The sequence below is a fragment of the Agrobacterium larrymoorei genome (genome assembly GCF_030819275.1).
In the GTDB taxonomy this organism is placed as follows: Bacteria; Pseudomonadota; Alphaproteobacteria; order Rhizobiales; family Rhizobiaceae; genus Agrobacterium; species Agrobacterium larrymoorei_B.
On the sequence record NZ_JAUTBL010000002.1, the window covers coordinates 2,213,581 to 2,229,468 of the forward strand.

At 59.6% G+C, this 15,888-nt stretch carries 11 protein-coding genes; 4 read left to right on the plus strand and 7 right to left on the minus strand.

The genetic code is table 11. The annotated features are described in order from the left end of the window. Positions 1–444: 444 nt before the first annotated feature. From QE408_RS19355 to QE408_RS19365, 3 genes are all read left to right on the plus strand, one after another. Positions 445–1,635 (plus strand): efflux RND transporter periplasmic adaptor subunit, encoded by a 1,191-nt coding sequence (locus QE408_RS19355; RefSeq protein WP_306933980.1) that lies wholly within the window; start codon positions 445–447, stop codon positions 1,633–1,635. A 15-nt stretch (positions 1,636–1,650) separates the two neighbouring features. Further along, positions 1,651–4,974 (plus strand): efflux RND transporter permease subunit, encoded by a 3,324-nt coding sequence (locus tag QE408_RS19360; RefSeq protein WP_306933982.1) that lies wholly within the window; start codon positions 1,651–1,653, stop codon positions 4,972–4,974. Between the two features lie 220 nt (positions 4,975–5,194). Next, on the plus strand, positions 5,195–5,884 hold the full coding sequence (locus QE408_RS19365) for a Crp/Fnr family transcriptional regulator (protein WP_306933984.1): 690 nt from the start codon (positions 5,195–5,197) through the stop codon (positions 5,882–5,884). Between the two features lie 55 nt (positions 5,885–5,939). On the opposite strand, the gene ureG is transcribed toward QE408_RS19365, so the two are convergent. From ureG to QE408_RS19395, 6 genes are all read right to left on the minus strand, one after another. Further along, complete coding sequence (gene ureG, locus QE408_RS19370; protein WP_306933987.1) at positions 5,940–6,551, minus strand: urease accessory protein UreG; 612 nt, start codon at positions 6,549–6,551, stop codon at positions 5,940–5,942. A gap of 82 nt (positions 6,552–6,633) precedes the next feature. Continuing rightward, a complete protein-coding gene (locus tag QE408_RS19375) occupies positions 6,634–7,305 on the minus strand; it encodes an urease accessory protein UreF (protein WP_306933988.1) in 672 nt (223 codons plus the stop codon). Positions 7,306–7,308: 3 nt separating this feature from the next. Beyond that, positions 7,309–7,788 carry an urease accessory protein UreE gene (gene ureE, locus QE408_RS19380; RefSeq protein ID WP_306933989.1) on the minus strand — a complete coding sequence of 160 codons (480 nt, stop codon included), beginning with the start codon at positions 7,786–7,788 and terminating at the stop codon, positions 7,309–7,311. Positions 7,789–7,912: 124 nt separating this feature from the next. Continuing rightward, entirely contained in the window at positions 7,913–8,749 is an 837-nt protein-coding gene (locus QE408_RS19385; RefSeq protein ID WP_306933991.1) for a GGDEF domain-containing protein, read from the minus strand. Positions 8,750–9,189: 440 nt separating this feature from the next. After that, the gene (locus tag QE408_RS19390) at positions 9,190–10,512 is read right to left on the minus strand and encodes a sigma-54-dependent transcriptional regulator (RefSeq protein ID WP_306933992.1); all 1,323 of its coding nucleotides are present in this window, start codon (positions 10,510–10,512) and stop codon (positions 9,190–9,192) included. Next, positions 10,509–12,143, minus strand: a complete 1,635-nt coding sequence (locus QE408_RS19395; RefSeq protein WP_306933994.1) for a sensor histidine kinase — start codon at positions 12,141–12,143, stop codon at positions 10,509–10,511. Before QE408_RS19395 ends, QE408_RS19390 begins: the two co-directional genes overlap by 4 nt. Before the next feature lie 488 nt (positions 12,144–12,631). Between QE408_RS19395 and QE408_RS19400 the strand changes: the two genes are divergently transcribed. Then, a complete protein-coding gene (locus tag QE408_RS19400) occupies positions 12,632–13,951 on the plus strand; it encodes an MFS transporter (protein ID WP_306934879.1) in 1,320 nt (439 codons plus the stop codon). 227 nt (positions 13,952–14,178) lie between these two features. Here QE408_RS19400 and ureC read toward each other — a convergent pair whose 3' ends face one another. Beyond that, on the minus strand, positions 14,179–15,888 hold the full coding sequence (gene ureC, locus QE408_RS19405; protein WP_306933996.1) for an urease subunit alpha: 1,710 nt from the start codon (positions 15,886–15,888) through the stop codon (positions 14,179–14,181).

Here is a 15,888-nt window from a genome sequence, read left to right on the forward strand (position 1 = left end):
CCCCGGCCCTCTGCCGGTCGTTGGAGCGCACGATATTAAAGATGAGTTTTAGAGTAAAGAATAAAGTTGATGATTAGCATCATGTTTTCCTCACGAAGACGTTTTTCAAGAGAAAAACGCTTCGCAGTCGGCGATTTCAGCCATGGAACGATCCATCATTCCGCGCCACTGTTATTCATAAATGTATAGCGGGACCGCCTGCTAGACGGATTGAAAACGAACGATACCGCATTTACATTCCCTCCAGCAGAGCTTTACAGAGCTTGCGTCAGGGGACGGGACACGCTGGCGCGCAATATCGTCGACATCGCGGTTGGTTAAAACCGGGTGGAGGCTAATATCGTAGAAGAGTCTAACGACTATCGCATGGACTTGTCGCCTAAGATAACCGGCGCCGCCAACGGCGCATGACTATCGCGCGACCCACTTGGGACGGACACATATATGCAGCGCATCGCACCGATTGCAGGCTTTACTGCCCTTCTTCTTCTCGGCCCGGCTCTTCCAACGGTCGCCTGGGCGGAGGGTGAGCCTGCGCAGGCAAGCCGCAACAATTTGCCCGCCATCGTTGTGACGGAGGTGGCAAAGCGCGATCTCGTGGACCGCGTCATTGCCACCGGCACCATTCGCCCTGTGGATGAGATTTATGTGCAGCCGCAGGTCGAGGGCCTAGCTGTCGACAAGCTTAATGTCGATGTGGGCGACAAGGTCGAGGCGGGTGCGGTTCTCGCCGAGCTTTCCCGCGACAGCCTGCTTTTGCAGAAGAGCCAGTTGGAGGCCAACAAGGCGAAAGCCCAAGCCGCCGTTGCGCAGAGCAAGGCGCAGGTGATCGAAGCCCAGGCCAATCTGGATGACGCCGTGCGCCAGAAGGATCGCGCCGCTCGCCTTGGCCAGTCCGGCTCCGGCTCCGTCTCCCAAGTCGAACAGACGGCCGCCGCCGCAGATGTCGCAAAGGCGCGTCTTGAGGCCGCCAAGCAGACCGTCACCGTCGGTGAAGCCGATATCAAGGTCGTGGACGCGCAGATCGAAGATATCGATCTGAAACTTGCCCGCACCGGCGTCAAGACGCCTGTTGCTGGCGTCATTTCCGCCAAGAACGCCCGCATCGGCGCCATTGCCAGCGGTTCGGGCAATCCCCTCTTTACCGTCATCAAGGACGGCGCGATCGAACTCGTCGCCGACCTGTCGGAGACGGATATTCAAAAGGTCGAGGTCGGCCAGAAGGCGCGCCTGACGGTGGCCGGTGGCGGCCAGAAGATCGAGGGCACGGTGCGTATCGTCTCGCCTACGGTCGATCCAACCACGCGCCTTGGTGCGGTCCACATCGTGCTTCCAGCGGGCAGCCCGGCGCGCGCTGGCATGTACGCCAATGCCGAGATCGTCGTTGCATCCGCCAATGCGCTCGCCCTCCCCTTGTCGGCTGTCACCTCCGGGCGCGAGGGCTCAACCTCGCGCAAAGTTGACAACGGCGTCATTAGGCAGGTGAAGATCGAGACCGGCATTCAGGATTCCGGCTTCGTGGAAATCAAACAGGGCCTGTCGCTCGGCGACAAGGTCGTGGAGAAGGCAGGCGCTTTCGTCCGCGACGGTGACAAAATCAACCCGGTTCCGGCAGCCGCCGCGGCCTCGAACTAAAGCGAAGGCACAGCCATGAACTTCTCCGCATGGTCCATCCGCAATCCGATTGCGCCGCTGCTTGCCTTCGCGCTGCTGCTGTTTCTCGGCATCAAGGCCTTCTACGACCTTCCGATCACCCGCTTCCCCAATATCGACGTTCCCGTGGTTGCCATCACGGTGACGCAGAGCGGTGCCTCGCCTTCCGAACTCGAAGCGCAGGTGACGAAGGAAGTCGAAGATGCCGTCGCCTCGATCAGCGGCATCGATGAAATCCAGTCCACCGTCACCGACGGCCAGTCGCTGACGACCGTTCTTTTCCGCATCGAAAAACCGACCGAAGAGGCCGTGCAGGACACCAAGGATGCGATCGACAAGATCCGCTCCAATCTGCCCGCCGGTATCGAAGAGCCCGTCGTCAGCAAGATCGACGTCGAAGGTCAGGCGATCCAGACCTTTGCCGTGTCTTCACCCAACATGACGCTGGAAGAACTCTCCTGGTTCGTCGATGACACGATCAAGCGCGCGCTGCAGGGCCAGCCGGGCGTCGGCAAGATCGACCGCTATGGCGGCGCAGACCGCGAAGTGCGCGTGTCCCTCAACCCGTCGAAACTCGATGCCTATGGCATTACCGCAGCGGAGGTGAACAACCAGCTGCGCGGCACCAATATCGATCTCGGCTCCGGTCGCGGCCAGGTGGGCGGCAACGAACAGACGATCCGCACGCTGGGCGACGCCCGCAGCGTGGCGGAGCTTTCCAAGACCACCATCGCGCTACCCAACGGCAACTTCGTCAAGCTCTCGGAACTCGGCAGGGTCACCGACACCTACGAAGAGCCGAAGTCCTTCTCGCGCTTCAACGGCAATCCGGCCGTCACCTTCGCCGTCTTCCGCGCCAAGGGCGCAAGCGAAGTCACCGTTGCCGAAACCGTGGCGCAGAACCTCGATAAGGTCCGTGCCAACCATCCGGATGTTGCCATCCAGATGGTGGATGACTCGGTATACTTCACCTATGGAAACTATGAGGCAGCCCTTCACACGCTGATGGAAGGCTCGATCCTTGCCGTCATCGTCGTGCTGCTCTTCCTGCGCAACTGGCGTGCCACGCTGATTGCCGCGGTGGCGCTGCCGCTTTCGGCCATCCCCACCTTCTGGGTGATGGATCTCCTCGGCTTCTCGCTCAACCTCGTCAGCTTTCTGGCGCTGACGCTCGCAACCGGTATTCTCGTCGATGATGCGATCGTGGAGGTGGAAAACATCTCGCGGCACATCAAGATGGGCAAGACGCCCTATCGCGCAGCGCTGGAAGCCGCCGATGAAATCGGCCTTGCGGTGATCGCCACCAGCTTCACCATCATCGCCGTCTTCGTGCCGGTCTCCTTCATGCCTGGCATTCCCGGCCAGTACTTCATCCAGTTCGGCCTGACGGTTGCCTTCTCCGTCTTCTTCTCGCTGATGGTCGCGCGCCTGATCACGCCGCTAATGGCCGCCTATCTGATGCGCGCCGACGATGCGGTCGACGATCATCACGACAATGACGGACGCCTGATGAAGACCTATACGCGGATGGTGACGGCCACCACGAGCAAATGGTGGGCACGCTACCTGACCCTGCTCGGCGCAATCGGTTTCCTTATCGCTTCGCTGATACTGCTTGCCCAGGTGCCCGGCAGCTTCCTGCCGCCGGATGATTCATCACGCGTGGTATTGTCGATCGAGCTTCCGCCGAACGCGACTCTGGACGAGACGGACGCCACGACCGCCAAGATCAATAATGCGATCAAGGGCATCGATGGCGTGGAAAGTGTCTTCATTCTCGGCGGTGCGTCTCCCAAGGGCGATCTCGAACTGCGCCGTGCGACAGTGCGCGTCATCCTGAAAAAGATCGATCACTCGCTGCTGAAGACGCTCGTCAATGACGGGCTCGGCTCCATTCCGCTGATCGGTCCGCATCTTCCCAAGGTCGAAGACAATGGCAGAACGCGACCTCAATGGGATGTGGAGCGCGACATCTTCGCCAGCGTTCACGGCATTCCCGATGTCCGCATCATCAAGCTCAACGACCGCGCAGAGCGCGAACTCGCATTCAACTTCCTCTCCTCCAATGAGGAAGACCTGAACCAGGCTGTCGGCATTCTGGAATCGCGTCTGCGCGCGTCTCCAATCCTTGCCAATGTCAGCTCGGAAGGCGCTCTGCCGCGGCCAGAACTGCAGATCCGCCCGCGCAAGGATGAGATCGCCCGCCTCGGCATCACCCCGCAGCAGATCTCGCAGACAGTACGTGTTGCCACCATCGGCGATATCGATGCGCAGCTGACGAAGATTTCGCTGGATGACCGGCAGATCCCGATCCGCGTCCAGACCTCGCTCGATGTGCGGCGCGATCTGGCCGCCATCCGCGCGCTGAAGATCAAGACTGCTTCCGGGGCAACCGTGCCACTCTACAGCGTGGCTGATATCGACTATTCGGAAGGCCCGAGCTCCATCAAGCGCAACGACCGCAACCGCGTTGTCGCCATCGGCTCCGACGTCCCCTTCGGCACTGCACTCGATACCTCAACGAATGAGTTCAAACGGATCGTCGAAGAAATAAAGCTTCCGCCATCGGTTCGCCTGGCGGAAAGCGGTGATGCCAAGGTGCAGGGTGAAATGCAGCAAGGCTTCGTCAACGCCATGCTGCTCGGCCTGTTGCTGGTGCTCGTCGTTCTTATCCTGCTCTTCAAGGATGTGATCCAGCCCTTCACCATTCTCTTCTCGCTGCCGCTTGCCATTGGCGGCGTGGCCGTGGCGCTGATCGTCACGCAGAACGCGCTCTCCATGCCGGTTCTCATCGGCATTCTGATGCTGATGGGTATCGTTACCAAGAACGCCATCCTGCTCGTCGATTTCGCCATCGAGATGCGCCGCCACGGGATGGAGCGCGTCCACGCCATGGTGGAGGCCGGTCGCAAGCGCGCCCGCCCGATCATTATGACCTCGATCGCCATGTCGGCTGGCATGCTGCCCTCGGCTCTTGGTGTCGGCGAAGGCGGCTCTTTCCGTGCACCGATGGCAATCGCCGTGATCGGCGGCATCATCGTCTCGACGGTTCTATCGCTGATCGTCGTCCCGGCCTTCTTCCTGATCATGGACGACCTCTCGCGCCTGCTGTCCCACCTCTTCGGCCGCTTCGTCGGCAAGAAGGAAGAAGAGCATCCGATCCTGTCGTCGGAAGAACTGTCGAAAGTCGCGCGGGAAAACAGCGAGGCCATCGCCTCCATGGAAGAGCGTATCGCAGCGGTAGAGAAGAACGCGCCAAAGGATAACCGCAACGGAAAATCCGACAACGTGCTTAGACTTCCGCCGCTCGCTGCGGAGTAAATCACGTCTTGCAACAATGGCCTTCAACCCGGTGAAGCGCATTCACCGGGTTCCCTGCTCAGCTCGACACCCCTCAAATTTCGCCAAAGTTTGATCGAAATCAATTTAGCCTGTGTAGAACCGGCTATCCTCGCCCCATGACAACATCCATGGCCGACGCTTCGCCCCTCTCCAAATCGACCGGACGAGGGATAAGCGAAGACGGTTATGTTCTTGGGGGATGAGCGTGAGCAAGATCGAGAAACTAAGCAACAGGGACGAAGCCCTTCTCATTCGCAGTGACCTTCTGTCTTCCATGAGCGAGACATCGGCGCGGTCGGTCATCGACGCCGCCTCGCTTTTGACGCTTCCCGCTCGCCACATGCTCTTCACCGAGGCCGGTGCGGCGGAATATCTCTACTACGTGCTGAGCGGTCATGTTCGCCTGTTCCGCACCAGCCGCGATGGCCGTGAGGCCGATATCCGCATCTGCTCAACCGGCGAAACCTTCAATGACTGCATGATCTTTGAGATGGGTAACCACCGCTACAGCGCCCAAACGACGGAATGCTGCCTGCTGGCAAGACTCGAACTGTCACGGATCAGGGCAATGCTTGAGGCTGACCCCACTGTTGCCCGCGCCATGATCGAGACGCTGTCGAAGAACAATCTGAAAGTCATGGACTGCGTGGCCAATGACCGGTTGCAGACAGCACCTCAGCGCGTGGCCCATTATCTGGTGACGCAGGCGCCGACAGAGAATGGCGCATATTCTCTGCGTTTGCCGTTTCAGAAAAGCGTTCTGGCCGGCAAGCTCGGTCTTGCACCGGAAGCGCTGTCTCGCGCCTTCTCCACCCTGAAAAGCCGCGGCGTCAGCGTGCGCGGCCGTGTCATCCATGTCGACGACCCGGCGGCCCTGAACAGGCTTTGATCGGGTTAGGCCGGTAGAAGTGCTGGGTGGACCCAGCTCCCACACGCTAACCTTTTTACAAGCCGCCCTGCTGCTTCAAAAAGCCGACGATGCGGTCGATGCCGTCGCCGCGTTTCATGTCGGTGAAGAAGAACGGCATGTCCTTGCGCATGCGGGTGGCGTCGCTATCCATCACATCCAGATCGGCGCCGACGTAAGGCGCCAGATCCTTCTTGTTGATCACCAGAAGATCGGAGCGGGTGATGCCTGGCCCGCCCTTGCGTGGGATTTCCTCGCCCTGGCAGACGGAGATCACATAGATGGTGATATCCGCAAGATCCGGAGAGAAGGTGGCAGCGAGATTGTCGCCACCGGATTCGATAAAGATCACGTCGAGATCGGGGAAGCGCTCGTTCAAACCGGCAATGGCCTGAAGATTGATCGTCGCGTCTTCGCGGATCGCGGTATGCGGGCAGCCGCCGGTCTCCACGCCAACGATGCGCTCCGATGGCAGCGCCTGCATGCGCACCAGCGCTTCAGCATCTTCCTTGGTGTAGATGTCATTGGTGACCACGGCGACGGAGAATTCCGAGCTCATCGCCTTGCACAGCTTTTCCGTCAATGCCGTCTTGCCGGAACCGACAGGCCCGCCGATACCAACTCTGAGCGGCCCATTTCCCGATTTCATGCCTGCTTCCCTTCTGGATATGTTTCCTCGACCATAGCGGTCTCACGCCTGCCCCATCAACAGTAAAGTAGATGGAAAATGGTCAGGAGCGGAAGAGCCGCGTTCCCTGCACCTCATGGCGCATGGGTGCCGTATCGGCAATGATGGTGGCCGATCCGAGATCATCGAGCGTGGCGGTGGAAGCGCGTGCTGCAACCTCCGCTACCGCCTCCTCCAGCCTTGCCAGGATCGCCACACCATCCTTCTGCCCCGCGACGCCAAGCCGTATACCAGCGGAAATCAGTTGCGACAGGCCGGAATGGAGATAGGCGGCAAGAACATCCTCCAGCGCAATCTCATGCGCCGCGGCAACCGCACCGACCGCAACCGGATAGGTCGGCGAGACAGGCAATCTGTCGAAGACAGGAGACGGCCAGGCGCGTGCGGCATCCACAAAGGCATCGCCCAGGAGAACCGTCTCGCGATAGCGCTCCGCCGAGCCCGCAAGAGCGCGCGACAGTTCGGCAATCTCGTTTAGCACGACGTCATCGGCAAAGCCGTTCCAGGCCTCGCTCAACATCACCGCATCGTTCCATAATGCCCCGCGCTGCAGCGAGAGGGCAATCCAGTCGCTCAAGCCCGCAGCATTGGTCACCCGGCGATCAGCGACAGCGCTCTCAAGCCCGCCGGAATAGGAAAAGGCGCCGACCGGAAAGGCGGGCGACATCCAGGCCAGCAGTCTGAGCAGGCTGTCGACATTGCGTCTCTGTGTCATGCGTCAATCATGATGGTGGTGGTGATGCCCGTGATCATGCGAATGACCACCATGCGCGTGATAGGCGCCACGAGCCGGTTGGAAAGGCTCTTCCACATCCCGCACCGTTGCACCCAGCCCCTCCAGCATGGCGCGAATGACGTGATCGCGCAGAATGAGGATGCGACCCTCTTCGATCTGGGCCGACAGGTGGCGATTGCCGAGATGCCAGGCAAGCTCGATCAGATGCAGCGGGCTCTTTGCAGTGATCTCGAACAGCTTCTCATTGGCCGCGCGCACTTCCACCAGATCGCCATTTTCGACGACGAGCAGATCGCCATGGGCAAACAGCACGGCTTCCTTCAAGTCCAGCATGACCATCTCGTCATTCTGAAGATGCAAGAGCTTGCGCCGCAAATGTCTCTGGTCATGGGCAAGGGTGACATAGCCGCTCGGCTCATCGGCTGGTGTGCCTGCGGGGAGATAGGATTGAACACGTAACATGGAGTTTCCGGCCTGACTGAAATGCTTCAAGCATCGAGTCTTGCCGGATGGAACGAGGGATTGCAAGCCAGCGGCAAGCAGGAATGCACCTCATAAATGACGATGACCTCCAAGCCTGATTGCCTCAAGAAGCCACTTGGAGAGCCATGCTGAGTGTCTCGTTGCGCTCCATGCGTGCAAAGGCGTCATCACTATGGCAAAGACGGTTGCGCCCCGCGGCCTTGGCGATATAGAGCGCCTTGTCGGCCAAGGCGAAGGTATCGTGTTTCGAGCGCGAAGGCTCGATCTCGGCAATGCCGACGGAGACCGTGGTCTGCAAGAGATTGCCCTCGAAATTGACGGACAGACAGGCAACGCGGACGCGCGCCATTTCGATCAGCGCGACGCGATCCTTGCGGTCTCCGCCACAAACGATCACGCCGAATTCTTCGCCACCGAGCCTCGCGACACAGTGAAAATCACCGAACACATCCTCGATTGCCCGAGCAACGCGTTTTATCACCAGATCACCGGCACTGTGGCCGAAATTGTCGTTGATCGACTTGAAGCGATCGAGATCGAAGATCGCAAGCGACGCATTGTTCTGGATATCTTCGAACACCTGGTTGAAGGCGCGGCGATTAGCAAGCCCCGATAGCGTATCGGTCCGGCTCAGCCGCTCGAACTCCGCCTGCGATTCACGCAACTGGCGGATTGCCTTGGCAAGAACCTTGCAGAGAATTCCGGCCACCAGACCGCCGACGATCCAGCCCATGGCGATGCTGTAGGACACAGCCTCCGCAAGCGGAACGGGAAGAAGCTCCAGCGTGGAGCCGAGCAGAATGACCGCCAGACTGATAAGGATGGACAAGGATATGGAGATAAACACCATTTTCAGCGCAAAACTTTGCAGCGTCTGCCCCTTGCCTGGATCGCTGAGACTCATGTCGAGAGAGATAAACTTTGCGAACCCGTCAGCCATCAGCCTCTTACCTCCATAAGGCAACCGATAAGCAGAAAAGGTTGCGACACCGACAATAAAACAAGTAAAAGTTTAAGCTAGCTTTACTCATATTAGATACTTTGAAAATATCTATAGACGCACTTAAACAAGGATGAGCTTAAGTTAGCCATTCCTCACGGGCATGAACGACGAAGCCGCAGGAATGATCCGAAAAATTCTCGCAAAAATGCCCTCAGACAGCATTGCCGCCGCGCTTGCTATCAATCTGGGTTAAGTTTCGGTTATCCCCAGATTCCGTACACCGTGAGGCGCCGCCTAGAGTTTGGACAGTATCGTTTCAAATAAAAGGTGAGCACGACAATCCTAGAGCATTCCGGTGATCCCGTGGTCACTGGAATGCTCCAAGTTCTTGTTTTCGCTGCCTTACCCGACGCCGAAGCGATTACGCTTCGGCTGCTCTAGCTTTCCTCACGTGGCTTTCGGAAAGACGATGGCAAAATGCCAAGGCGTTGCAACCGGGCGTAAAGGCTTCGCCGGGGAAGCTTCAAAGCCTCCGCGACGGCGGTTGCGTCTCCGCCATGGCTCTGGAGTGCCTGGGTCAGAACGCTCGTCTCGAAAGCGTCCATCTGCTCGACCAGACCCAACCGCGTCGAGGCGGGGCGGTGCGGCGAGGCCAGACCAAGCGCAACCTGGGTAGCATAGTTGCGCAACTCTCTTACATTGCCCGGCCACTCATTGCTGAGCAGAAAGGCCTCGATCTCGGCATCAATCTGCGGACTGGGAAGCCCGTGACGCCGCGCTGCATCCTCCAGGAACACATGAAACAGAATAGCGATGTCCCCCTGCCTTTGGCGCAGTGGCGGTACACCGATGCGGACGGTCTCGAGGTGATAGAGCAGATCCTTGCGCAAGCCTGCCTTTTCATCATCAGCGGAGAGATGTTTTCTCGTGAGGGTGCTGAGGATCCTCACGTCGACGGGTGTCGTCCCGCCACTCGGATTGAGCATCTCCCGGCTTTCCGCCACGCCCAGCATCCGACCCTGCATCAGCGGAGACATGGTCTCTGCCCCATCCAGGAACAGCGTTCCCCGGTGAGCCTCCGCAATCAGCCCGCGACGCAGGCGCGTGCCGAACAGTGTCTCGTCAACCATCGTATCGGAGATCGACGCACAGTCGATGCGGATGAAGGGGCGCGCGCGCCTTGGGCTTCCCTGGTGCAAGAGCCTGGCAATCAATTCCTTGCCAGTCCCGGTCTCGCCTTCGATCAGGACATTGACATCCGTTGGTGCGACCCGCTCGATCAAATCCCGCAACTGCACCATCACCGGTGTCTGGCCGAGCAGCGGCGATGTGCGTTCCGCCTCCAATGCCGCCTGGCGCAGTCTGCGATTGTCCACCACGAGACGGCGGGTTTCCAGCGCGCGCCGAACGGAGGCGATCAGATGGTCGGTCATGAAGGGCTTTGCCACGAAATCGAAGGCGCCCCGTTTCAGGGCTGCGACTGCCATGGCGATATCGCCATGCCCCGTCATCAGGATGACCGGCAGTTCGCGATCACGAGCCAGAATGGCATCGAACAGGTCGTTGCCATCGAGGTGCGGCATGCGCAGATCGGTGACGACGACACCGGGCAGCGTGGTGGAAAGGCTGGCAAGCGCCGATTTGCCATCATCATGCACCTCCACCTCCAAGCCGGCAATGGCGAAGCTGTCGGCCAATGCTGCGCGGAAGGCGACATTGTCTTCGACGAGCAAGATCTTCTCCGTTGCGTTCTGCGTCATGCTGCCCTCATGGTCACGATAAACGCCGCGCCCCCAAGCGCCGACGCCGTGATGGTAAGAGAACCGCCGAGATCCTTCATGATGTCCTGGGCGATGCCAAGACCAAGCCCAAGACCATTGGGCTTGCCGGTGACGAAGGGTTCGAAAACTTGCTTGCCGAGCTGCGGATCGATGCCGGCGCCGTTATCGGCAACCGTCAGGCAGATCAACGCGTTCTCGCGCTCCACAGTGATCGCAATCTCCGGATCGGGCCGTCCCTCCAGCGCGTCCATGGCGTTCTGCAAGAGATTGACCAGAACCTGTTCGAGCGGCACACGCTTGCCAAGCACACGCGGTTGACCGCTTGGCGGCAGGGTCAGGCGGATGCCCGCCTTGGCGATCCGGTCTTCCATCAACAACATTGCGCCAGCGATAATGCCATCCAGAGGTTCTTCAACGATCCGCCCTTCGCCCTTCTTCGCGAAACCGCGCATCTCCTGCGTCAGCGTGCCGATCCGCTCCGTCATCGCAATCATCGTGCCGAGACTATCGCGAACCCGCTCGCTGCGATTGGCCGCAAGATGGTGAAGCGCATTTTCCGAAAGGGTGCGAATGGTGGCAACCGGCTGATTGATCTCATGCATGAGCCCAGCGGTAATGGAGCCGACGGAGGCAAGCCGATTGGCCTGCGCCAGTTCTTCGCGCGCTTCTCGATAACGCTGGTCGGCGATCGCTCGATATCCTATTTCCTCACGTAGCTGTGCCGTTCGTTGAGCAACTGCCGCCTCGAGGTTACGTCGCTCGGCAGCGCGCCGTGCCGTACGATTGGCCTGCCACCACACGCCGAAACCGGCGAGAAGCAGAAGCGGCAGGATGGCGAGCGTGGCAAGCGCCGCCCGACGGTCCGCAGCGATGCGTGCTGGCCGCGTGTCGAGAAGATGCAGGATGCGAAGATCCGTTCCGGCAATCGGAAGTGCGTCATAAACCATATCAGCGCCCTGAACCGTCTCGATACGATTGGGGCCTGCAAAGCGATAGTTGCCCGGTTCCAACTTTGCGTCGCCATACTGGCTGATCGCATCGATCCGGCTACGAACCGCGGTCGGCAAGGGCGTCAGCGTCGTCAAAATCTGGTCCTGATCGGGTGCCGCCAGAACGATGCCGTTGGCATCGACGATCAGCGTGCGCCCTGGATCTCCGGCCCAGATGGCAGAAAGCGCGCCGAACTCGAACTTCACGACGACGACACCGGACGCGGCATCGCTTTGACCAACCCGCCGCGCCAGAAACAAGCCTGCCTGGTGGGTGAGCAAGCCAGCGCCATAATACTCCGCCTCACCGTCCCGCATCGCGCCGGTGAAATAGGGTCGGAAACCGAAATCCTGCCCGACGAAACTTCTGTCATCACCGGCATTGGAGGCGGCCACGGCAACGCCTGCGCGATTGATCAGATAGATATAGGAGGCTCCCGTCTCCTGCACCAGCGAACCGAATTTCGCGCTAAGCCGCGCCGCCGTCTCCGGGTTCCTGGTCGAGAGGACATCGACCAGATCACCATATTCACCAAGAACGATCGGCATCAGGCGGACACGGGCAAGCTCGCTGTCGATCAACAGGCTGTGCTGACGCACCAGCAATTCAGCCTCCTCCACCAGTTGTTCCGCCGCTTGCCGGCGGGACCAGAAAGACGCTCCACTCCAAACAAGAGTGATGGTGGCTCCTACGAGCAGCAATAGCAGTAAAATCTGTAGGCGGGGTTTTGGAAACATCTGTGCAGGATATTGCACAATCAATCAAAACACCATGCAAGAATCAGCACAGATTTTGCGTGAAACTCTCTGAAAAAGCGGATAATAGTATCAATTTCAATAGCTTAGAGGTAGATCAGTAAATCCTTCACACGACCACCTGCCCTCAGCAAATTGCATGAAGAGAGAGGACGCGCCGTCGGGAGGATGGCCCAAAAGCTTTGAAATCAACGGCCATGTGCTGATCAGCGAGGACGCTTTCCGCGGAACGCTTGCTGGTTACCTAGAGGGAAGACCCCTAAGCTCAAGCCGCGCGTCACGATCTTGCCCCTGCCTGAACAGGCACCGGGTGTCTTTGTGAAACTTGACCAAGGGAGGGTCCGAGTGTGTTGATCGAGACCGGAAATACCATCACCCAGGGAGCCGTCGCGCAGTCTCCAGACCGAAAGCACCGTCTGAAATCGATTATCGGCGGTTCGACGGGCAACCTCGTCGAATGGTTCGACTGGTACGTCTACGCCGCATTCGCGCTTTACTTCGCGCCGCACTTCTTTCCCGCAGGCGATCAGACCGCACAGCTTCTCAATTCTGCCGCCGTCTTCGCCGTCGGCTTCGTTATGCGCCCTGTCGGCGCTTGGATCATGGGCCTTTATGCCGACCGTCATGGCCGCAAGTCCGGTCTGGCGCTTTCGGTAACCCTCATGTGCCTGGGCTCGCTCATCATTGCGCTAACGCCCGACTACAACACGATCGGCGTAGCCGCGCCCACACTTCTCGTCATCGCCCGTCTCCTGCAGGGTCTCTCCGTCGGCGGCGAATACGGCGCCTCTGCCACCTATCTCTCCGAAATGGCCGGCAAGGAACGCCGCGGCTTCTTCTCCTCCTTCCAATACGTGACCCTGATCTCGGGCCAGCTTCTGGCCATCGCCGTCCTGATCATTCTACAGAACGTCATGAGCACGGAAGCCCTCAACGCCTGGGGCTGGCGCATCCCGTTCTTCGTCGGTGCGGCTCTCGCCATCGTCGTCTTCTGGCTGCGTCGCGGTCTTGCAGAAACCGAAAGCTTCAAGAACGCCAAGGCTGAAGGCAAGCCGAAGTCTGGCTTCTGGCAGTTGCTGACCAAGCATCCGAAAGAGACCGCACTCGTCATGCTGCTGACAGCAGGCGGTACCTTGGCCTTCTATGCCTACTCCATTTACATGCAGAAGTTCCTGGTCAACACCTCCGGTTTCTCCCGCGAGGTTGCCAGCGAAATCAACGCCGTCACGCTCTTCATCTTCATGCTGCTGCAGCCCATCGCTGGCGGATTGTCCGACAAGATCGGCCGCAAGCCTCTGATGATCACATTCGGTGTGCTGGGCGTCCTCTGCACCTATCCGATCTTCTCGGCTCTGGAACAGACGAAGGACCCGCTCACCGCCGGATTGCTGGTCATGGCCGCCCTTGTCATTGTCACGGGCTACACCTCGATCAATGCCGTGGTCAAAGCGGAGCTTTTCCCCGCCCATATTCGCGCACTCGGTGTTGCCCTGCCTTACGCGCTCGCCAACACGCTCTTCGGCGGCACCGCCGAGTTCGTCGCACTGCGCTTCAAGAGCGTCGGTTGGGAACAGGGCTTCTACTGGTACGTCACCGCCATGATCGGCGTGTCGCTCATCGTCTACCTGTTCATGCGCGACACCAGCAAGCAGAGCGAGATCATCGAAGACTAAAAGACCCTCACCAGGGGTCTGCAACCGATGCCATATTGAACGCGGGCGTCGTCTTCGGACGGCGCCCGCTTCATTTGGCTAGATGAGTTATCGTAACTGACGTCAGTACCGGAAAAGCTAAACGCATCACTTCAAACGCGTCCGCCCCTGGCCGATCCGCCGACAGAGCGGAGACGGCGCTAAGGCGGCGATCGCGCAGCTATGCGGATAGTTTTAAAAGCCCGATATCAGAACAGGAAGTAGCGCTGTGCCATGGGCAGAACCGTCGCCGGTTCGCAGGTCAGCAACTCGCCATCGGCGCGGACTTCGTAGGTTTCCGGGTCCACCTCGATATGCGGGGTCAGTGTATTGTGGATCATCGAGGCTTTCGAGATGCCGCCACGGACATTCTTCACCGCCACCAGTTTCTTGGCGACGCCGAGGCGCTGCGCAAGCCCACCATCGAGCGAGGCCTGCGAGACGAATGTAACGGAGGAGTTGGTCCGTAGCTTGCCGTAGGCCGCAAACATCGGGCGGTAATGCATAGGCTGCGGGGTGGGGATCGAGGCATTCGGGTCGCCCATGGGCGCTGCCGCGATGGACCCGCCCAGCAGTACCATTTCCGGCTTCACGCCGAAGAAGGCCGGGGACCACAGCACGAGGTCGGCACGCTTGCCGACTTCGACCGAGCCGATCTCGTGGCTGACGCCATGGGCAATCGCCGGATTGATCGTGTATTTGGCGATGTAGCGGCGCACACGGAAATTGTCGTTCTCGCCCTTCTCATCCTTCAGGCGACCACGCTGACGCTTCATCTTGTCCGCCGTCTGCCACGTGCGGATCGCCACTTCGCCGACGCGGCCCATGGCCTGGCTATCGGAAGAAATGATCGAGAAGGCACCGATGTCATGCAGAATATCTTCCGCCGCAATCGTTTCCTTGCGGATACGGCTTTCGGCAAAGGCGATGTCTTCAGGGATCGAGGGCGACAGGTGATGGCAGACCATCAGCATGTCCAGATGTTCCGCCAGCGTATTGACCGTGTAGGGCCGCGTCGGGTTGGTGGAGGACGGAATGACATTGGGGTTGCCGCAGACCTTGATGATATCCGGCGCGTGACCACCGCCTGCCCCTTCCGTATGGAAGGCATGGATGGTGCGGCCCTTGATGGCGGCCACCGTATCTTCCACGAAACCGCTTTCGTTCAGCGTATCGGTGTGGATCATCACCTGCACGTCGAAGGCGTCGGCAACTGTCAGGCAGTTGTCGATGGCAGCCGGCGTCGTCCCCCAGTCCTCATGCAGCTTCAGCGAGGATGCACCCGCCAGGATCATTTCTTCCAGCGGCTTCGGCAGCGAGGCATTGCCCTTGCCGGCAAGCGCCAGATTCATCGGAAATCCATCGAAGCTTTCGATCATCCGCTCGATATGCCATGCGCCGGTGCAGGTGGTGGCGAGCGTTCCATGCGCAGGACCCGAACCGCCGCCCAGCATGCAGGTGACGCCGCTCATCAGCGCTTCTTCGATCTGCTGCGGGCAGATATAATGGATATGGGCGTCCATACCGCCAGCGGTCAGGATCTTGCCCTCACCTGCAATGGCTTCGGTCGAAGGGCCGACGATGATCGTCACGCCCGGCTGCGTATCCGGATTGCCCGCCTTGCCGATTGCGTGGATGCGCCCGTCCTTCAACCCGACATCGGCTTTGTAAATGCCCGAATGATCGACAATCACCGCATTGGTGATGACGGTATCGACCGCACCCTCCGCACGCGTCGCCTGGCTCTGGCCCATGCCGTCACGAATGACCTTGCCGCCACCGAACTTCACCTCTTCTCCATAGGTGGTGAAATCCTTTTCGATTTCGATGAACAGCTCCGTGTCCGCAAGGCGCACCTTGTCGCCGGTGGTCGGGCCGAACATGCTGGCATAGGCGGCACGGGAAATCTTGTAGGACAT